We start from the raw sequence: 18,298 nt of genomic DNA, 5'->3' as shown, positions 1-18,298 counted from the left end.
CTCTCAGATTTCCTCGTCGCCGAAGGCGACGCGTTCCAGTTCGAGCAGGACCCGCTCCTCGATGAGCTCGGCCAGCGTCGCCACGGTCCCGCTGGCCAGCACGTCGCGCGGCGTCAGCTCGACGTCGAACGCGGTGCGGACCATCGAGGTGATGTGCAGGCTGCGCACGGAGTCGCCGCCCAGGTCGTAGAAGTTGTCGGTGGCGCCGACCCGGTCCAGCTGCAGCGCCTCCGCCCAGATCCCGGCCAGCACCTCCTCGGTCTCGGTCTCCGGCGCCACGTACCCGGTGCTCGGCAGCTCCGCCGCCGTCGGGGCCGGCAGCGCCCGCCGGTCGAGCTTGCCGTTGGGGGTCAACGGGAGTTCCGCCAGCGGCACGAACACCGACGGCACCATGTGCTCGGGCAGCCGGCCGGCGAGGTGTTCGCGCAGGCCGCTGGTCTCCCCCACGACGTACGCCACCAGCCGCTGGTCGGCGGCGATCACGGCCGCCGCCCTGACGTCCGGGCGGGCGGTGATGACCGCCTCGATCTCGCCGGGCTCGACCCGGAAGCCGCGGATCTTGACCTGGTTGTCGGCGCGGCCGAGGAATTCCAGCTCGTCGGCGGCGGTCCAGCGGACCAGGTCGCCGGTGCGGTACATGCGGGCGCCGGGTTCGAACGGGTTCGCCACGAAGCGGGCGGCCGTCAGGCCGGGCCGGTCGAGATAGCCGCGGGCGAGGCCGACGCCGGCGACGTACAACTCCCCCGGCACGCCGACGGGAACCGGCCGCAGCTCGTCGTCCAGCACGTACACCCGGGTGTTCCAGATCGGCCGGCCGATCGGCGGCGTGCCGCCGGGTTCGAGCGGGTCGCTCCAGGTCGCGACCACAGTGGACTCGGTCGGTCCGTACGCGTTGATCAGCCGTCGTTCGGGAGCCCAGCGGGCGACGAGATCCGGCGTGCAGGCGTCGCCGCCGAGGATCAGCGTCCGCAGCGCCGGCAGCGCAACCTCCGGCACGGTGGCCATCGCGACCGGCGGGACCAGCGCGTGCGTGACCTCGCGGCCGCTGAACACCGCGGCGAGGTGCTCGCCCAGCAGCGGCCCCGGCGGCGGGACGACCAGCGCCGCGCCGGCCGGCAGTGACATGCAGAGCTCCAGCACGGACGCGTCGAAGCTCGGCGAGGCGAACTGCAGGACCCGGTCGCCGGGGCGGACGTCGAAGTGCTCGATCTCGGCGGCGGAGAAGCTGGCCAGGCCGGCGTGCGTCACGACAACGCCCTTGGGACGGCCGGTGGAACCGGACGTGTAGATCACGTACGCCGGGCTGCTCGGCGACAGCGACCGCGTCACCGGCTCGTCCGAGCAGGACTCCTCGGAGCCGTCCATCACGAAGCCCGAAGGCACGTTGCTGTCCGGCATCGTGACGACCAGCACCGGCTTGGCGTCCGCGAGCATGAACTCGATGCGCTCCGCCGGATAGGCCGGGTCGACCGGCAGGTACGCGGCGCCGGTCTTGAGCACCGCCAGCTGCGCCACGATGATTTCCAGCGACCGCGGCAGCGCAAGCGCGACGATCTTCTCCGGTCCGGCGCCGGCGGCGATCAGCCTGCGGGCCAAGCGGTTCGCCCGCCGGTCGAGCTCAGCGAACGTCAGCGTGGTGTCGGCGAGCACGGCGATCGCGTCCGGCGTGCGGGCGGCCTGCGCCTCGATCAGCTCCGGCAGCGCCGCCGGCGCCACGACCCGCCCGGTCGCGTTCACGCCGGTCAGCAGGTGTTCCCGCTCGTCGGCGGTGAGCACGTCGATCGCGCCGAGGGTCGGGTTGTCGCACATGGCTTCCACGACGCGGACGAGGTGGCCGACCATGCGCCGCACGGTCTCCGCGTCGAACAGCTCGGGGTCGTAGCCGATGCCGAGTGTCAGGGTCTCCCCCGGCACGCCGACGACGGTCAGCGCGTAGTTGGTCGCCTCCGTGGCGTCGAGGTCGCGAATGCCCTGCTGCTCGCTGACCGGGTAGTTCTCGAACACCACGGCGCTGTCGAACAGCGTCGGCACGCCGGCCAGGGACTGCAGGCGGGACAACGGAACGTACTCGAAGCGCCGGGCTTCCGCCTGCGCCTGCTGCATCTCCAGCAGCCAGTCCGCAACGGACACACCGGGGTCCACCGACGCCCGGACCGGCAGGGTGTTGATGAAGATGCCGGTGATGTCGTCGGCGCCGGGCAGGTCGGCCGGCCGGCCGGACACGGTCGCCCCGAAGCAGACGTCGCCCTGCCCGCTGTAGCGGGACAGCAGCAGCGCCCACGCGCCCTGCACGACCGCGTTCACGGTCAGCCGACGGCTGCGGGCGAACTCCTGCACCCGGCCGGCCGCCCGCTCGTCCAGCCGGGCCGACACCCACTCGGTGGATGCCGTGTCGTGGCTGGTGGTCGGCGTCCGATCGAACGGCAGCGGCGTCGGACCCTCGATGCCGGCCAGCGCCTCGCGCCAGTGCTGGTCGGCGGCGTCGAGGTCCTGCCGGCGCAGCCAGCCCACGTAGTCCGCGAACGGCCGGCGCACCGGGAGTTCGCGGCCGGCGGCGGTGGCGAGCACGTCGGACAGCACCTGGAACACCGACCAGCCGTCGAGCAGCACGTGGTGGAAGGACCAGACCAGCTGCACCTCGGTCGGCGACAGCCGCGCCAGGGTGATCCGCAACAGCGGCCCGGAGCTCAGGTTGAAGCCCTGCGCACGGTCGGCGTCGAGCAGGTCGGCCAGCAGCGTCTCGCGGTTGAGGCCCCGCCAGTCGTACCTGGTGACCGGCACCTTCACGTGCCGGTCGACGACCTGCACCGGCTCCGGCAGGCCGTCCCACACGATCCGGCTGCGCAGCACCGGCGTCCGGTCCACGACCCGCTGCCACGCCTCGGCCAGCCGCTGCACGTCCGGCCAATCCTCGAGCACGAAGGCGATCTGCTCGAAGTAGAGGCCACGGTCCTGTTGGGACAGTCCGTGGAACACCATGCCGGCCTGCATCGGGGTGAGCGGGTAGATGTCCTCGATCTCCCGACCGTCGCCGGCGATCCGGTCGACCTGGTGCTGGGCCAGGCCGGCGAGCGGGAAGTCGGACGGCGTGCGGCCGCCGGCATCGGGCTCGGCGCAGTGCCGGATGATCTCGTGCAGCGCGGCGACGAGCTGGCCCGCCAGCCGGCGCACGGTCGACTCACGGTGCAGTTCCGTGGAGTACTGCCAGGTCAGCTCCAACTTGCCGCCCTGCACCAGGCCGACGACGTCGAGCTGGTGCGGACGTCGCTCGTCCGGACCGATCGACGAGTCGAGCGTGCCGGCGTCGGTGAACTGGCCGAGGTAGTTGAAGCTGATCCGCGGTTCGGCGGTGGCGTGGATCAGGCCGGCGACGCCCTTGTTCGGCACGGCCCGCAGCTGTTCCTTGACGGACTTCAAGGTGTCGGCCCAATCGGCGCCGACGGTCAGCTCCACCGGGTACATCGAGGTGAACCAGCCGACCGTGCGGGACAGGTCGACGTCGTCGAACAGCTGCTCCCGGCCGTGGCCTTCCAGGTCGACCAGCACGCGGTCGCGCCCGGTCCAGTCGGCGAGGACCCGGCCGAGCGCCGCCAGCAGCACGTCGTCGACCTGCGTCCGATAGACGCCCGGCACGTCCTGCAGCAGCGCCCTGGTCTGGATGGCGTCCAGGCCGACGGTCACGGTCGTGGTGGTGGCGAAGGTGTTGGGGCCGTTGCCGTCGGTCGGCAGGGTCGGGTCGGCGGTCAGGCCCGTCCAGTACGGGATCTCCGCGCCGAAGTCGTGCCTGTCCAGCCGCTGCGCCCACTCGCGGAAGGAGGTTGTCTTGGGCGGCAACGCCTTCCGGTGGTAGGCGGCCTCCAGGTCCTCGACCAGGACGCGCCAGGAGACGCCGTCGACCACCAGGTGGTGTGCCGTCAGCACGAGCACGTTCGGCTCGACCAGCTCGGCGCTGAGCACCGGGCCGTCGGCGAGGTCGATCTCGGCGTCGAGGATCTCCGCCGGCTCGTCGGGTGCGTTGTGCTGCCACCACTTGCCGTCGATCCGGTGGAACCGCATGCGCAGGGCGTCGTGATGCGCGACCACTGTGGACAGTGCCTGGCGCAGCTGCGGGAGGTCGAAGTCCTGCGGCCACTCGATACGCATGGACTGGGTGAACGACTCGGGTGTGGTCGGATCGCCGTCGAGGTACCAGCGCTGGATCGGCGTCAGCGGCACCTCGCCGCTGACCGCGCCCTGTTCGGCGACGATCTGGACGGCGGCGGTGGCGTTGACCGCCAACCCGGCGACGGTCGGGTGCGCGAACAGGTCCCGCGGCGTCAGGTTGAGGCCGGCGGCGCGGGCCCGGGAGACGACCTGGATGCTGAGGATGGAGTCGCCGCCGAGCTCGAAGAAGTTGTCCTCCACGCCGATCCGGTCGGCGCCGAGCACCTCGGCCCAGATCTCGGCGAGGATGCGCTCGTTGTCGGTGCGCGGCGGCAGGTAGCCGGCGGTGGCCACCAACTCCGGGGCCGGCAGCGCCTTGCGGTCGACCTTGCCGTTGCGGCTGAGCGGGAGTTCGTCCAGCTGGACCACCGCCGCCGGCACCATGTAGTCGGGCAGCCGCTCGGCCAGGAACTCCTTCAGCCCAGCGGTTTCACCGACGACGTAACCGACGAGCCGCTTGCGGCCGTCGTCGTTCCGCACCGTGACAACGACCTGCTCGACGGCCGGGTGCGCGGCCAGCGCCGCCTCGATCTCGCCGAGCTCGATCCGGAAACCCCGCACCTTCACCTGGTCGTCAGCACGGCCGACGAATTCGACGACGCCGTCACGCCATCGCACCAGGTCACCGGTGCGGTAGAGGCGCTCACCGCTGCCGAACGGGTCCGCCACGAAACGCGACGCCGTCATGCCGGGGCGGCCGATGTAGCCGCGGGCGACGCCGGCACCGCCGATGTACAGCTCGCCGACGGTGCCCGGCGGCACCAGTCGCAGGTCGCCGTCCAGCACGTACAGCCGCATGTTGTCCAGTGGCGAGCCGATCGGGACGGTGTCGGGAACCTGTCCCTTCATCTTGTGCCGGGAGGCGAAGGTCGTGGTCTCCGTCGGGCCATAACCGTCCACAACGGACACACCGGTCGCGATCACCCGGCGCACGGCATCGGCCGGCACCACATCACCGCCGGTCCACACCTCACTCAGACCCGCAAAACACTCCGGATCCTCCTGCGCGATCAACCGAAACAGACCAGCCGTCAACCACATCCCGGTCACACCCCGACCGACCGCCCACCGAATCACCGCAGCGTCCACATCACCCGACGGAGCGACAACCACCCGGCCACCGTTGAGCAACGGCACCCAGACCTCGTAGGTGGAGGCATCGAACGCCTGCGGCGAGTGGAGCAGCGTGGTGCCGTGCCCGGTGGCGAAGGAGCGGTCTCGGGCCAGGTCGACGATGTCCGCGTGGGTGACGGCGACGCCCTTCGGCACGCCGGTCGACCCGGACGTGAACATCACGTACGCGAGATTCGCCCGGTTGACCCGCACCTCGGGCGCGGTTGACGGCTCGTCGACGTCGATCTCGCCATCGTTCAGAACAATGCGCACGCCGGCCTGGTCGAGGACGGCTTGCTGGCGCTGGGCCGGGGCACGGAGGTCGATCGGCACGTACGCGGCGCCGGCTTTCAGCACAGCCAGCTCGGCAACCACCAGGTCGACCGACCGCTCGATCCGGAGGCCGACGCGGTCCTCGATGCCCACCCCCAGTTTGACCAGCCTGTTGGCCAGGCGGTTCGCGCGGGCGTCGAGTTCGGCATAGGTCAGGGAATCCACCGCGAGGGCCTCGGGATCCTGACGGGCGAAGGCCGTCAGGACGGTGTCGAAGCTCGGCGCGGTGGCCGTGGCGTTCCACTCACGTAGCACGAGCCGGCGCTCGACGTCGGTGAGCAGGTCGAGCTCCCGGACCGACCGCTCGGGCGTGCGCACGATCGCCTTCAGGACAAGATCGAGTTGGTCGGCGAGGCCGTGGATGGTGGGCTCGTCGAACAGGGTCGGGTCGTAGTCGAAGCTGACCGCCAGCGTGTCGCCGGGCTGCACGACCACGCTGAGCGGATAGTTGGTCGGCTGCACCTCGCCCAGGCCCTGCATGCCGATGCCGTGCGCGGCAATGGCTTCTTCGTCGAACGGATAGTTCTCGAATACCAGCAGGCTGTCGAACAGGGTCGCGCCGATCCAGCCCTGCAGCTGCGCCAGCGACACGAAGTCGTACTGCCGGGCCTGGGACAGCTCCCGCTGGACGGCCCGCAACCAGTCGGCGACGGACTCGCCGTCGGCCACCCGGATCCGGCTCGGCAGCGTGTTGATCACCATGCCGACCATCGACTCGACGCCCGGCAGGTCGGCCGGACGTCCCGACACAGTGGTGCCGAACACGACGTCGGCGCCGCCGCTGCGGCGGGCCAGCAGCAGGCCCCACGCCGCCTGAACGATCGTGTTCACGGTCAACCCGAGGCGGTGCGCCAATTCCCGTAGCGGCTCGGCCGCGTAGTCGACGCGCACGGTCGCGCACGACTGGGCCCGGTGGGATTCCACCGGCTGCCGGTCGAAGGGCAGCGCCGTCGGGCCTTCGACGCCGTCCAGGGCATTGCGCCAGAAGGATTCCGCCTTGTCCACGTCCTGTGTGGACAGCCAGCGCAGGTACTCGGCGAACGGCGTCCGGCGCGGCAGCGGGCCGGCAGCCTTGTAGTCGGCGCACACCTCCTGCACCAACTGCGCGCAGCTCCACCCATCGAGCAGCACGTGGTGGAACGTCCAGACCAGCAGCACCTCGCCGGCTGCCAGCTTCGCCAGGGTCACGCGCATCAGCGGCGCGGAGGCGAGATCCATACCCAGTGCGCGGTCGTTGTCCAGCAGCTCGCGCAGCTTGGCGTGGACGTCGTCCGAGGTCCAGTCCAGGACGGTGACCGGCAGCGTCACGTCCCGCTGCACGACCTGGACCGGCTCGGCCAGGCCGTCCCACACGATCCGACTGCGCAGCACTGGTGTCCGGTCCACGACCCGCTGCCAGGCGGTGGCGAACGCTGTCGGGTCGTCGATGCCGGTCAGCCGCAGCTGCACCTGGTTGAAGTAGGCGCCGGAGGAGCCGTCGACCAGGCTGTGGAAGATCATGCCGGCCTGCAGCGGCGTCAGCGGGTAGACGTCCTCCACGCCACGGCCGTCGCCGACAAGTCCGTCCACATCGGACTGGCTGAGCCGCGCGAGCGGGAAGTCGGACGGGGTGCGGCCGCCGACGCCGGGCCGGGCGCAGTGCCGGACGATCCTGGTCAACGCGTCGACCATCGCGTCCGCGAGGGAGCGCACGGTCTCCTCGGTGTGCACCTGGTCCGAGTAGTACCAGGTCAGGTCGAGGCGGTCGTGCTGCACCAGCGCGACGACGTCGAGCAGGTGCGGACGGCGCTGGCCGGGGTCGGCGGAGCCGCCGATCGAGCCGTCGTCGGTGAACTGACCGAGGTAGTTGAAGCTGATCTGGGGGTCGATCTCCGGCGCGGAGCCGGCGAGGTAGCGCAACGCCCCGTAGCCGACGCCGCGGCGCGGCACCGCCCGCAGCCGTTCCTTGACCGCCTTCAGGGTCTCGTCCCAGTCGGCGCCGGTGGTCAGCTCGACCGGGAAGATCGAGGTGAACCAGCCGACCGTGCGGGACAGGTCGACGTCGTCGAACAGCTGCTCGCGGCCGTGACCTTCGAGGTCGACCAGCACGCGGTCACGCCCGGTCCAGTCGGCGAGCGTCCGGCCGAGGGCGCTGAGCAGGACGTCGTTGACCTGCGTGCGGTAGACGCCCGGGACGTCCTGCAGCAGCGCCCGGGTGTGCTCGGCGTCGAGGCTGACGGTGATCGTCCGCACCGAGCCCATGGTGTTGACGCCGTCGGCGTCGGTCGGGAGTTCCGTGGCGCCGGTCAGGGACTTCCAGTGCGACAGCTCGTCGTCGAAGCCGCCGGCCTCGGCGAAGGCGGCCAGCCGCCGGGACCATTCCTGGAACGAGGTCGTCTTGGCCGGCAGGGCCTGGCCGCGAAGCGCCGACCGTAGATCCTCGGCGAGGATCCGCCACGACACAGTGTCGACGATCAGGTGGTGGGCCTCGATCAGCAGCTTGCCGTCGACCAGTTCCGCCCGGAACAACGGGCCGTTGACCAGGTCGAACTCCGCGCCGTCGAGGACCTGGCCAGCCGAGACCGGCCGGGTGGTCTGCCGCGCGCCGAAGGTGGTGCGCAGGGCGTCGTGGTGCGCCAGCAGGACGTTGAGCGCCCGGTCGAGCGCCTCCCTGTCCTCGGGGACATCGAGCGTCATGGACTGGGTGAAGTGCTCGGCGTGCACCGGCTCGGCGTCGAGGAACCAGTGCTGCACCGGCGTCAGCGGCGCGTCGCCGGTCACCGTGTCCTGGCTGGCCGTCACAGTGGTGGCCGTGCCGGCGGCCGCGGCGAGGGTGGCGATCGTGGGGTGCGTGAACAGGTCGCCGGGCATCAGGCTCAGGCCGGCCTGGCGGGCGCGGGAGACGACCTGGATGCTGACGATCGAGTCGCCGCCGAGCTCGAAGAAGTTGTCCTCCACGCCGACGCGCTCCAGGCGCAGCACCTCGGCCCAGATCCCGGCCAGCGTCCGCTCGGCGTCGGTGCTCGGCTCGACGTGTCCCCTGGTCGTGTCGGCGATGTCCGGGGCGGGCAGCGCCTTCCGGTCGACCTTGCCGGTGGCGTTGAGCGGCAGCGACGCCAGCCTGACGATCACCGCGGGCACCATGTAGTCGGGTAGCGACTCGGCCAGGAACTCCTTCAGCCCAGCGGTTTCACCGACGACGTAACCGACGAGCCGCTTGCGGCCGTCGTCGGTCCGCACGGCGACAACCGCCTGTTCAACGGCCGGGTGCGCGGCCATGGCCGCCTCGATCTCACCGAGCTCGATCCGGAAACCCCGGACCTTCACCTGATCGTCGGCGCGGCCGACGAATTCCAGCACGCCGTCGCGCCATCGCACGAGGTCGCCGGTCTGGTAGAGCCGGTCGCCGCTGCCGAAGGGGTCGGGCACGAAGCGGGTGGCGGTCAGGCCCGGCTGGCCGTAGTAGCCGCGAGCCACGCCGACGCCGCCGATGAACAGCTCCCCCACCATGCCCGGCGGCACCAACCGCAGGTCGCCGTCCAGCACATACAGCCGCATGTTGTCCAACGGCGAGCCGATCGGCACCGAGTCGGGGACGTGCTCGGACATGCGGTGTCGGGAGGCGAAGGTCGTGGTCTCCGTCGGGCCATAACCGTCCACAACGGACACACCGGTCGCGATCACCCGGCGCACGGCATCGGCCGGCACCACATCACCGCCGGTCCACACCTCACTCAGACCCGCAAAACACTCCGGATCCTCCTGCGCGATCAACCGAAACAGACCAGCCGTCAACCACATCCCGGTCACACCCCGACCGACCGCCCACCGAATCACCGCAGCGTCCACATCACCCGACGGAGCGACAACCACCCGGCCACCGTTGAGCAACGGCACCCAGACCTCGTAGGTGGAGGCATCGAACGCCTGCGGCGAGTGCAGGAGCACGGTGTTGTGGCCGCGGCGGAACGACCGGTCGGCCGCCAGCCCCACGATGTCCCGATGCGTGACGGCGACACCCTTCGGCACGCCCGTCGACCCGGACGTGAACATCACGTACGCGAGGTTGGCCGGGTGGAGCGGCAGGTTCACCGATGTGTCGTCAGTGCCCTCGCCGACCATGGCAATCCGGCCGGTGTGAACGTCTTCCGCGGTGGCGCGCCACTTGTCGTCGGTGATCAGCACCGTTGCGCCGGCGGCCAGCGTGCGGAGCCGGTCCTTTGGCGCCCGCGCATCCAGCGGCAGGTACGCCCCGCCGGCCTTCAGCACCGCCAACTCGGCGACCACCAGCTCCGGCGACCGCTCCAGCAGCAGCGCCACCGGCTTGTCCCGCTCCACGCCGAGCTCGATCAGCCGATGCGCCAGGCGGTTCGACCGGCGGTCCAGCTCCGCGTAGGTCAGGTCGTCGACGGCCAGCTCCGCAGGCCGGCGGCGCACCTGCGCGGCGAACAGGTCGACGACGCTCAGCTCCGGCAGCGGGTGGGCGGTGTCGGTGTACTCGCGGAGCAGCAGGTTGCGCTCGGCGTCGGTGAGCATCGGCAATGCCGACAGCGGCCGACCGGCGTCGGCGGCGATCTTCTCGATCAACATCCGCAGCCGGTCGGCCAGGCCGGCGATCGTCGTCTCGTCGAAGCACCGGGGGTCGTAGCCGAACGCCAGCGTCAGACGGTCACCCGGGTAGGCGACGACCGCCAGCGGGTAGTTCGTCGTCTCGACGCCGCGCAGGTCCCGCAGCCCCAACTCGGCGTCCACCGGGTAGTTCTCGAACACCAGGATGCTGTCGAACAGGGTGCCGGTCGGCGGCGCGTAGTCGAACCGCCGGGCCGCCGCCTGCTCGTCCTGGATCCGCCGCAGCCACGGCACCAGGGTCTGCGACTCATCGACGTCCACAACGGACGGGAGGGTGGCGATGAAGATGCCGGTGATCTCGTCGGCGCCGGGCAGGTCCGCCGGCCGGCCCGACACCGTGCTGCCGAAGCAGACGTGCCGCTGACCGCTGTGCCGCGCCAGCAACAATGCCCAGGCTCCCTGCACGACCGTGTTGACGGTCAAACCGTTGCGCTGGGCCATCTCCCGGAGGCCGTCGGCCGGGAAGTCGATCCGCAGGCTGGCTGTCGACTCCGTGACACCCGCGGGCTGCCGGTCGTACGGCAGCGGCGTGCGCTCGCAGGTGTGCTGCCGCCAGAACTCCTCCGCCGCCGCAGTGTCCTGTTCGGACAGCCAGGCGACGTAGTCGCGGAACGGCCGCCGTGCCGGCGGCTCGTCGCCGTGCACGGCCGCCATGACGTCCGCCAGCACCTGGAACAGGCTCCAGCCGTCCAGGAGCAGGTGGTGGAACGTCCACAGCACCTGCGTCTCCGCGCCCCGCTCGACCAGCGTGACGCGCATCAACGGAGCGGCCGACAGGTCCAGGCCGGCGGCCCGGTCCTCGGCCAGCAGCGTGGAGAAGTCGTCTTCGTAGCGGCGAACGGGCAGCGTGACGCCGCGCCGGACGATCTGCAGCGGACGGTCGACGCCCTCCCACACGATCTCGCTGCGCAGCACCGGCGTCCGGTCGACCACGGTCTGCCAGGCCGCCGCCAGCTCGTCGGCACGAGCATCGGCAGTGAAGCTGACCTGCTGGAAATACGCGCCCTGTCCGTGCTCCACGAGTCGGTGGAACACCATGCCGGCCTGCGTCGGCGTCAGCGGGTAGATGTCCTCGACGCCCCGGCCGTCGCCGACCAGCCGGTCCAGGGTGGACTGGTCGAGGCCCGCCAGCGGGAAGTCCGACGGCGTCCGCCCGCCGACGCCCGGCTGTCCACAGTGCTCGATGATCTCCAGCAGCGCGGTGCGCATCGCGGCGGCCAGCCCCTCGATGGTCGCCGTCGAATGCCGCGCGCCGTGGAACCACGTGAACTCCAGGCAGCCGTTCTCCACGCGACCCACCACGTCCAGCAGGTGCCGGCGCGGCGCGGTCGGGTCCTCGGACAGCGCCATCTCACTGGCGCCGTCGAACTGCCCGAGGTAGTTGAAGCTGACCGATGGCTCGATCGGCGGCACGGTCCCGGCGAGGTACCGCAACGCGCCGTACGAGACGCCCTTGTGCGGCACCGACCGCAGCTGTTCCTTGACGGCCTTGAGGTCCCGACCCCAGTCGCCGTCGATCTCCAACGACACCGGGAAGATCGAGGTGAACCAGCCGACCGTGCGCGAGACGTCGACACCGTCGAACAGGTCCTCGCGGCCGTGCCCCTCGAGATCCACGACCACCCGCGGGCTGCCGGTCCACTCCGACAACACCCGGCCCAGCGCCGCCAGCAGGACGTCGTTGACCTGCGTCCGATACACGCCCGGCACGTCCTGCAGCAGCGTCCGGGTCTGCTCGGAGTCGAGCCGCACGCTGACCTCGCGCGTGTCGGCGACAGTGTCCGGGCCGTCGCCGTCGACGGGGACCGGCACGTCCTCGATCGCCCGCCAGTGCTCCTCGTCGCCGAAGGCGTGGGCGCTCAACCGGCTCGCCCACTCCTGGAACGAGGTCGTGCGCGGGCCGAGCTCGCCGTCGCGGTACACGGTCATCAGGTCGTCGAGCAGGATCCGCCACGACACCCCGTCCACCACCAGGTGGTGCACGTACAGGGTGACCTGGTCGTCGCCGGTGATCGCCGCTCTGATCAGCGGCCCGGCCGCCAGATTGAATACAGCATCCTGCTCACCGAGTACGGTCGCCGGTCCACCGGCGGCAATCTCCTGGCGACCGTCGACGAACCGTGCCCGCAGCATGTCGTGGTGGTCGACCAGGGCCTGCAGCGCCCGCGACAGCCGCTCGGCGTCGATCGGCTCGTCGAAGCGAGCCACCACGCTCTGCGTGAAGTGCCCGGGATTCGCCGGGTTCGTGTCGAGGAACCACCGCTGGACCGGGGTCAGCGGCACTTCACCGGTCGCCGGCCCCCGCTCGATCTGCTGTCCCGCGACGACCGTCGTGGCCAGCGCGGCGATCGTCTGGTTGAGGAAGATGTCCCTGGACGTGACGGTCAGCCCGGCCCGCGCCGCCTTCGACACGACCTGGATGCTGAGGATCGAGTCGCCGCCGAGCTCGAAGAAGTTGTCCAGCACACCGACGCGGGCGATGCCCAGCACCTCGGCCCAGACCTCGGCCAGCACCCGCTCGGTGTCGGTGCGCGGGGCGACGTGGTCGGTGCCGTGGGATTCCCAGTCCGGGGCGGGCAGCGCCGCCCGGTCGAGCTTTCCGTTGGGGTTCAACGGGAACTTGTCCAGCCACACGAAGCCGGCCGGCACCATGTACTCCGGCAGCGACTTCGCCAGGTGCACGCGGAGGTCCGCCTCCTGGTCGCCGACGACGTAGCCGACGAGCCGCTTGTGCCCGTTGTCCTCGCGGACGATCACGACCGCGTCGGTGACGTCGGGGTGCGCGCGCAGGGCGTTCTCGATCTCGCCGAGCTCGATCCGGAAGCCGCGGATCTTGACCTGGTGGTCGGCGCGGCCCAGGTACTCCAGCTCGCCGTCCGCGGTCCAGCGCACGAGGTCACCGGTGAGGTACATCCGGCTTCCCGCCGGGCCGAACGGATCGGCGACGAAGCGGTCCGCGGTGAGGCCGCCGCGGTTGAGATAGCCACGGGCGAGCCCGGTGCCACCCAGGCACAGCTGGCCCGTCACGCCCGGCGGAACCGGCCGGAACGCCGAGTCCAGCACGTACGCCCTCGTGTTGGCGATGGGCCGGCCGATCGGCGGGTTCCGGTCGACGCCCCGATCGTCGAGGTCGTCGTACCAGGCGGTGGCGTAGACCGTCGCCTCGGTCGGGCCGTAGATGTTGGCGATCCTCACGCCGGGCAGCGCCGCCCGAACATCCTGCACCGCACTGGCGGTCAGCGCCTCGCCGGCAAGCACGACATGCTCGGGCGTCACCGACACCGCGCCCTGCGCCAGCAGCTGCGCGAACGCCGACGGCACGCCGCTGACCAGGCTCGCCTTCCACTCGGCGCCGGGTCTTTCGCCCAGCGCCAACACGTCGCGGACGACGTCGATGCTGCCGCCGATCATCAGCGGGCAGAGGATCTCGAACACGGAGACATCGAAGTTGAGCGACGTCGACGCGACCACAGTGGACAGTCCGTCGACACCGAAGTCCTTGGCCGCCCATGCCATCAGCTCGACCGCGCTGCCGTGGGTGACGACAACGCCCTTCGGGCGGCCGGTCGAACCCGAGGTGTAGATGACGTATGCCGGATGAGCCGGGATCAGGCCGACATCGCCGAGGTTGTCGGAGCGCTCCCCCAACTCGCCGATCTCGGTCAGCACGACGACCGGCTGCGCGTCGGCGATCATCAGCTCCCGGCGCTCCGTCGGGTACTTCGGATCCACCGGCAGATAGGCCGCGCCGGACTTCAGCACGGCCAGCACCGCGGTGATCATCTGCTCCGTGCGCGGCATGGAGATCGCGACCAGCCGCTCCGGGCCAGCGCCCTGCTCGATCAGCCGTCTGGCCAGGCGGTTCGCGCGCTCGTTCAGCTCGCGGTAGGTCAGGCGGCGGCCCTCGCACACCACCGCGACCGCGTCCGGCGTGCGCTCGGCCTGCTGTTCGAACAGCTCCGGCAGCGTCACCGCCGGGACGTCGATCACCGGGCCCTGCCACTCGGTCAGCACCTGCCGGCGCTCGACGTCGTTCAGCAGCGGCAGTTCGCCGACCGTGCGCGCCGGGTCGGCGGCGATGCCCTCCAGCAGCACCCGCAGGTGGCCGGCGATGCGGTCGATCGTGCTGGCGTCGAACAGATCCGTGTTGTACTCCACCGCGGCGACCAGGCCGCCGTCGCGCGGCACGAACTCGAAGACCAGGTCGAACCGCGCCCGCGGCCGGGGCAGGTCGTGGTCGCGAACGTCCAGCTCGCCGACCGTCCGGGCGGGCACCATCGCGTTCTGGAGAATGATCAGGGCCTGCGCCAACGGGGTTCGGCTCGGGTCCCGCACCGGCTGGAGATCGGCCACCACCTGGTCGAACGGCAGGTCGGCGTAGGCGAACGCCTCCAACACGGTTTCCCGCGCGTCGGCGAGGAAGTCGGGGAAGCTCTGCGCGGGGTCCACCCAGGAGCGCAGCACCAGCGTGTTCACGAAGAAGCCGGCGACCCGCTCCAGCTCGGCGTGGTCACGGCCGGAGACGACGGTGCCGACGGCGACATCCTGCTGATTGCTGTGGCGGGCCAACAAAAGCTGCACGGCCGCCGTCAGCGTCATGAACAGCGTGGCGCCGTGGTCCTGGCCGATCTCGGACAGCCGCCGCACGAGATCCGCCGGCAGGTCGTAGCGGCGGATCGAGCCGGCGGTGGTCCGGACCTGTGGCCGGGGGCGGTCCGTCGGCAGCTCCAGCGGGGCCAGGCCGGCGAGCTTGCGCCGCCAGTAGGCCAGCTGACGCTCCCGCAGCCGCCCGGTCAGTCGTTCCCGTTGCCACAGCGCGAAGTCGGCGTACTGGATGGTCGGCGCGGGCACCTCGCCGCCGGCGTAGAGGGTGATCAGCTCGTCCACGAGCAGGCCGACCGACCAGCCGTCGGTGATGATGTGGTGCTGGCACAGCAACAACACGTGGTCGTTCTCGCCGAGCTCGATCAGCGAGGCCCGGGTCAGCGGGCCCTCGCGCAGGTCGAACGGCCGTTCCAGCTCGGCCTCGACATCGTCGACGCGCTGCAGCGGAACGGTTCCGGCCGCGTGGATGATCTGCACGATCTCGCCGTCGACGGTGTCGAACGTCGTGCGCAGCGACTCGTGCCGCTCCACCAAGGTGTTCAGCGCCGCCTGCAGCGCCGGTTCGTCGAGCGGGCCGCGCAGGCGCAGGCCGATGCCGGAGTTGTACTCGGTGTCGCCGGCCGTCAGGTCGTTCATCAGCCACAACCGCCGCTGCGCCGGCGAGATCGGCACCGGCTCGGTCCGCGGCACCCGGCGGATCCGGTCCTCGGCGGCGCGGGCCTGCGGCGGCAGCAGTTCGGCGATGCCGGCGACCGTGCGGGCGTCGAACACGATCCGCGGCGACAGGTCGACGTCGAAGCTGGTGCGGATCCGGGCCAGCAGTTTGGCGCCGAGGATGGAGTCGCCGCCCAGTTCGAAGAAGTCGTCGTGGACGCCGACCTCCGACACGCCGAGCAGCTCTCCCCACAGCCCGGCGAGCACGGCCTCCGCCTCGGTGCGCGGCGGCACGTACTGGGTGCGGCGCGCGGCCGACCAGTCCGGCTCCGGCAGCGCCTCGCGGTCGAGCTTCCCGTTGGGGCCCAGCGGGAAGCGGTCCAGCCGCACGACCGCCGCCGGCACCATGTAGTCCGGCAGCGAGGTGGCGAGGTGGGCGCGCAGGTCCGCGTCGGTGTCGGCGATCACGTAGCCGACGAGCCGCTTCATGCCGGGGCGGTCCTCGCGGGCGATCACCACCGCGTCGCGGACGTGCGGGTGCCGGCGCAGCGCCGCCTCGATCTCGCCCAGCTCGACCCGGAAGCCGCGGATCTTGACCTGGTGGTCGGCGCGGCCGACGAACTCCAGCACGCCGCCGGCGGTCCAGCGGACGAGGTCGCCGGTGCGGTACATGCGGCCGCCTGGCCCAGAGGAGTTGGCGCTGAACGGGCTGGCGACGAACCGGGAAGCCGTCAGGCCGGGACGCTCAAGGTAGCCGCGGGCCAGGCCGATACCCTCGACGTACAGCTCCCCGGTGACGCCGACACCGACCGGGCGCAGACGTTCGTCCAGGACATGGGCCTTGGTGTTCCAGATCGGGCGGCCGATGGGTAGGGTGCCGCCCGGCGTCAGCGGGTCGCTCCAGGTGGCGACGACCGTCGACTCGGTCGGTCCGTATGAGTTGATCATCCGGCGGCCCGGCGCCCAGCGGCGGACCAGGTCGGCCGTGCACGCGTCGCCGCCGACGATGAGCGTGCGGAAGTCGGGCAGCTTGGTGGCCGGCACCGTCGCCAGCGCCACCGGCGGGATCAGGGCGTGCGTGACGCGCTCCTTGCGGAGCACCTCGGCCAGCCGCTCGCCGAGCAGCGGCCCCGGCGGCGGCACCACCAGCGCCGCGCCGGCCGGCAGCGACATGCAGAGTTCCAGGATGGACGCGTCGAAGCTGGGCGACGAGAACTGCAGCACGCGGTCGCCGGCCCGGACCTCGTAGCGGTCCATCTCGGCCGCGGCGAAGCTGGCCAGGCCGGCGTGCGTGACCACAACACCCTTGGGCCGCCCGGTGGATCCGGAGGTGAAGATCACGTACGCGGGGTGGTCGGTGCACTGTGGACACTGGAGGTCCCGGTCCGGATGCTCGTCCAGCAGGCCCGGGGTGTCCATGGTGATCATCGGCACAGCGGGCAGCCGGTCGGCCAGTGCGCGCCGCGTGACAACGAGCACCGGATCGGCGTCGTCGAACATGAGCGAAATGCGCTCGCTCGGGTAGTCGGGATCCACCGGCAGGAACGCCGCCCCGGTCTTGGCCACCGCCAGCTGCGCCGTGACCAGGTCGGCCGACCGCGGCAGGGCCAGCGCCACGACCCGCTCCGGCCCCGCGCCGCCGCCCGCGAGCAGGTGCGCGAGCCGGTTGGCGCGGGCGTTCAGCTCGGCGTAGCTGACCGTGCCGTCCGCGCCGAGCAACGCGGCCGCGCCGGGGGTGCGCGCGACCTGCGCCTCGACCAGCTGGGCCAGGGTGCGGGCGGGGACGGGCCGGTCAGTGGCGTTCCACTCCGGTGGGACCGACATCGATCAGGGCACCTTTCGGGCACAGGGCATCACCAGAGCCGGTCACGGCACTGGTCGTCCGAGCGGGTGGGAAGGGCGCGCCGGTACCGCATTCGTGGGCGCGTGCCTGCCCGGAGGGTGAGGTCAATTCACGGCCACGCGCCGACGCCCACCCGGGTCCTCCACGTGCGCCACCGTTGCGGCGATTCCCCTTCGCCTGGGTGCCACGGAAAGGACAAGCCGGGTCCCGTCGTCACCGGACCGCGATCGATGAACTCGACAGTTGGGGCCACCACAACCATCGAGATCCGTAGGCAACGGTGCCCAAGGAATGCAGCCAATTCTACCGCCGAATGGAGTATCCCCGGGGGTTCAGTTCGAGAGCCGGAACACGCAGGTGGGAACTCGATCGAAATGATCGAACTTCACTCTGGCGTGGCAGATTACTCCATCGGGGTGGTTTAAAACGCGTAACACCGACGTGGAGCATAAGACATCCACACCCGCTCGCACGGCCTAACCCGCTAGAGGTAACCCCATCGGGGATTCGCTCACGCCCTGCTATCTATTCGGACCCCTAGTTCAAGGTCATCCGACTTGACGCCAGGTAAATCCTACACTTCCTACCCGCGAGTAGGAAGTATGCACGTGCAGCAGGTCACGAACGTGCCGTTACAGTGACACAGATCGCATTCCCGTGGAATTTGTGACGGCCGAGCCACATGCCAATCACGAAAGCCTCATTCCGGCAACGAACACCGTTACTTCACTCCGCAACCAACCGCGAGGCTCGCGTTGCGGCTTCGGGGCGGGAGTGTTAGAGCGCCGGGGCGGGACGTTAGGGCTTCGGCGCGGGCGTGTTAGAACGTCAGGGCGGGACGTTAGGGCTTCGGGCCGGGGAGGTTAGGGCTTCGGTCGGGAGGTTAGGGCTTCGATGCGGAGGCGTTAGGGCTTCGGGCGGCGACATTGCGGCTTCGGG

The 18,298-nt window shown here is 70.9% G+C and carries 1 protein-coding gene; it reads right to left on the bottom strand.

What is annotated here, in order from left to right; genetic code table 11:
• Positions 1–3 precede the first annotated feature (3 nt).
• Entirely contained in the window at positions 4–17,340 is a 17,337-nt protein-coding gene (locus BJ998_RS43480) for a non-ribosomal peptide synthetase (RefSeq protein ID WP_184870014.1), read from the bottom strand.
• Positions 17,341–18,298 lie beyond the last annotated feature (958 nt).

The sequence above is a fragment of the Kutzneria kofuensis genome, from assembly GCF_014203355.1.
GTDB lineage: Bacteria > Actinomycetota > Actinomycetes > Mycobacteriales > Pseudonocardiaceae > Kutzneria > Kutzneria kofuensis.
This window is presented reverse-complemented; position numbering and strand designations above follow the sequence as displayed.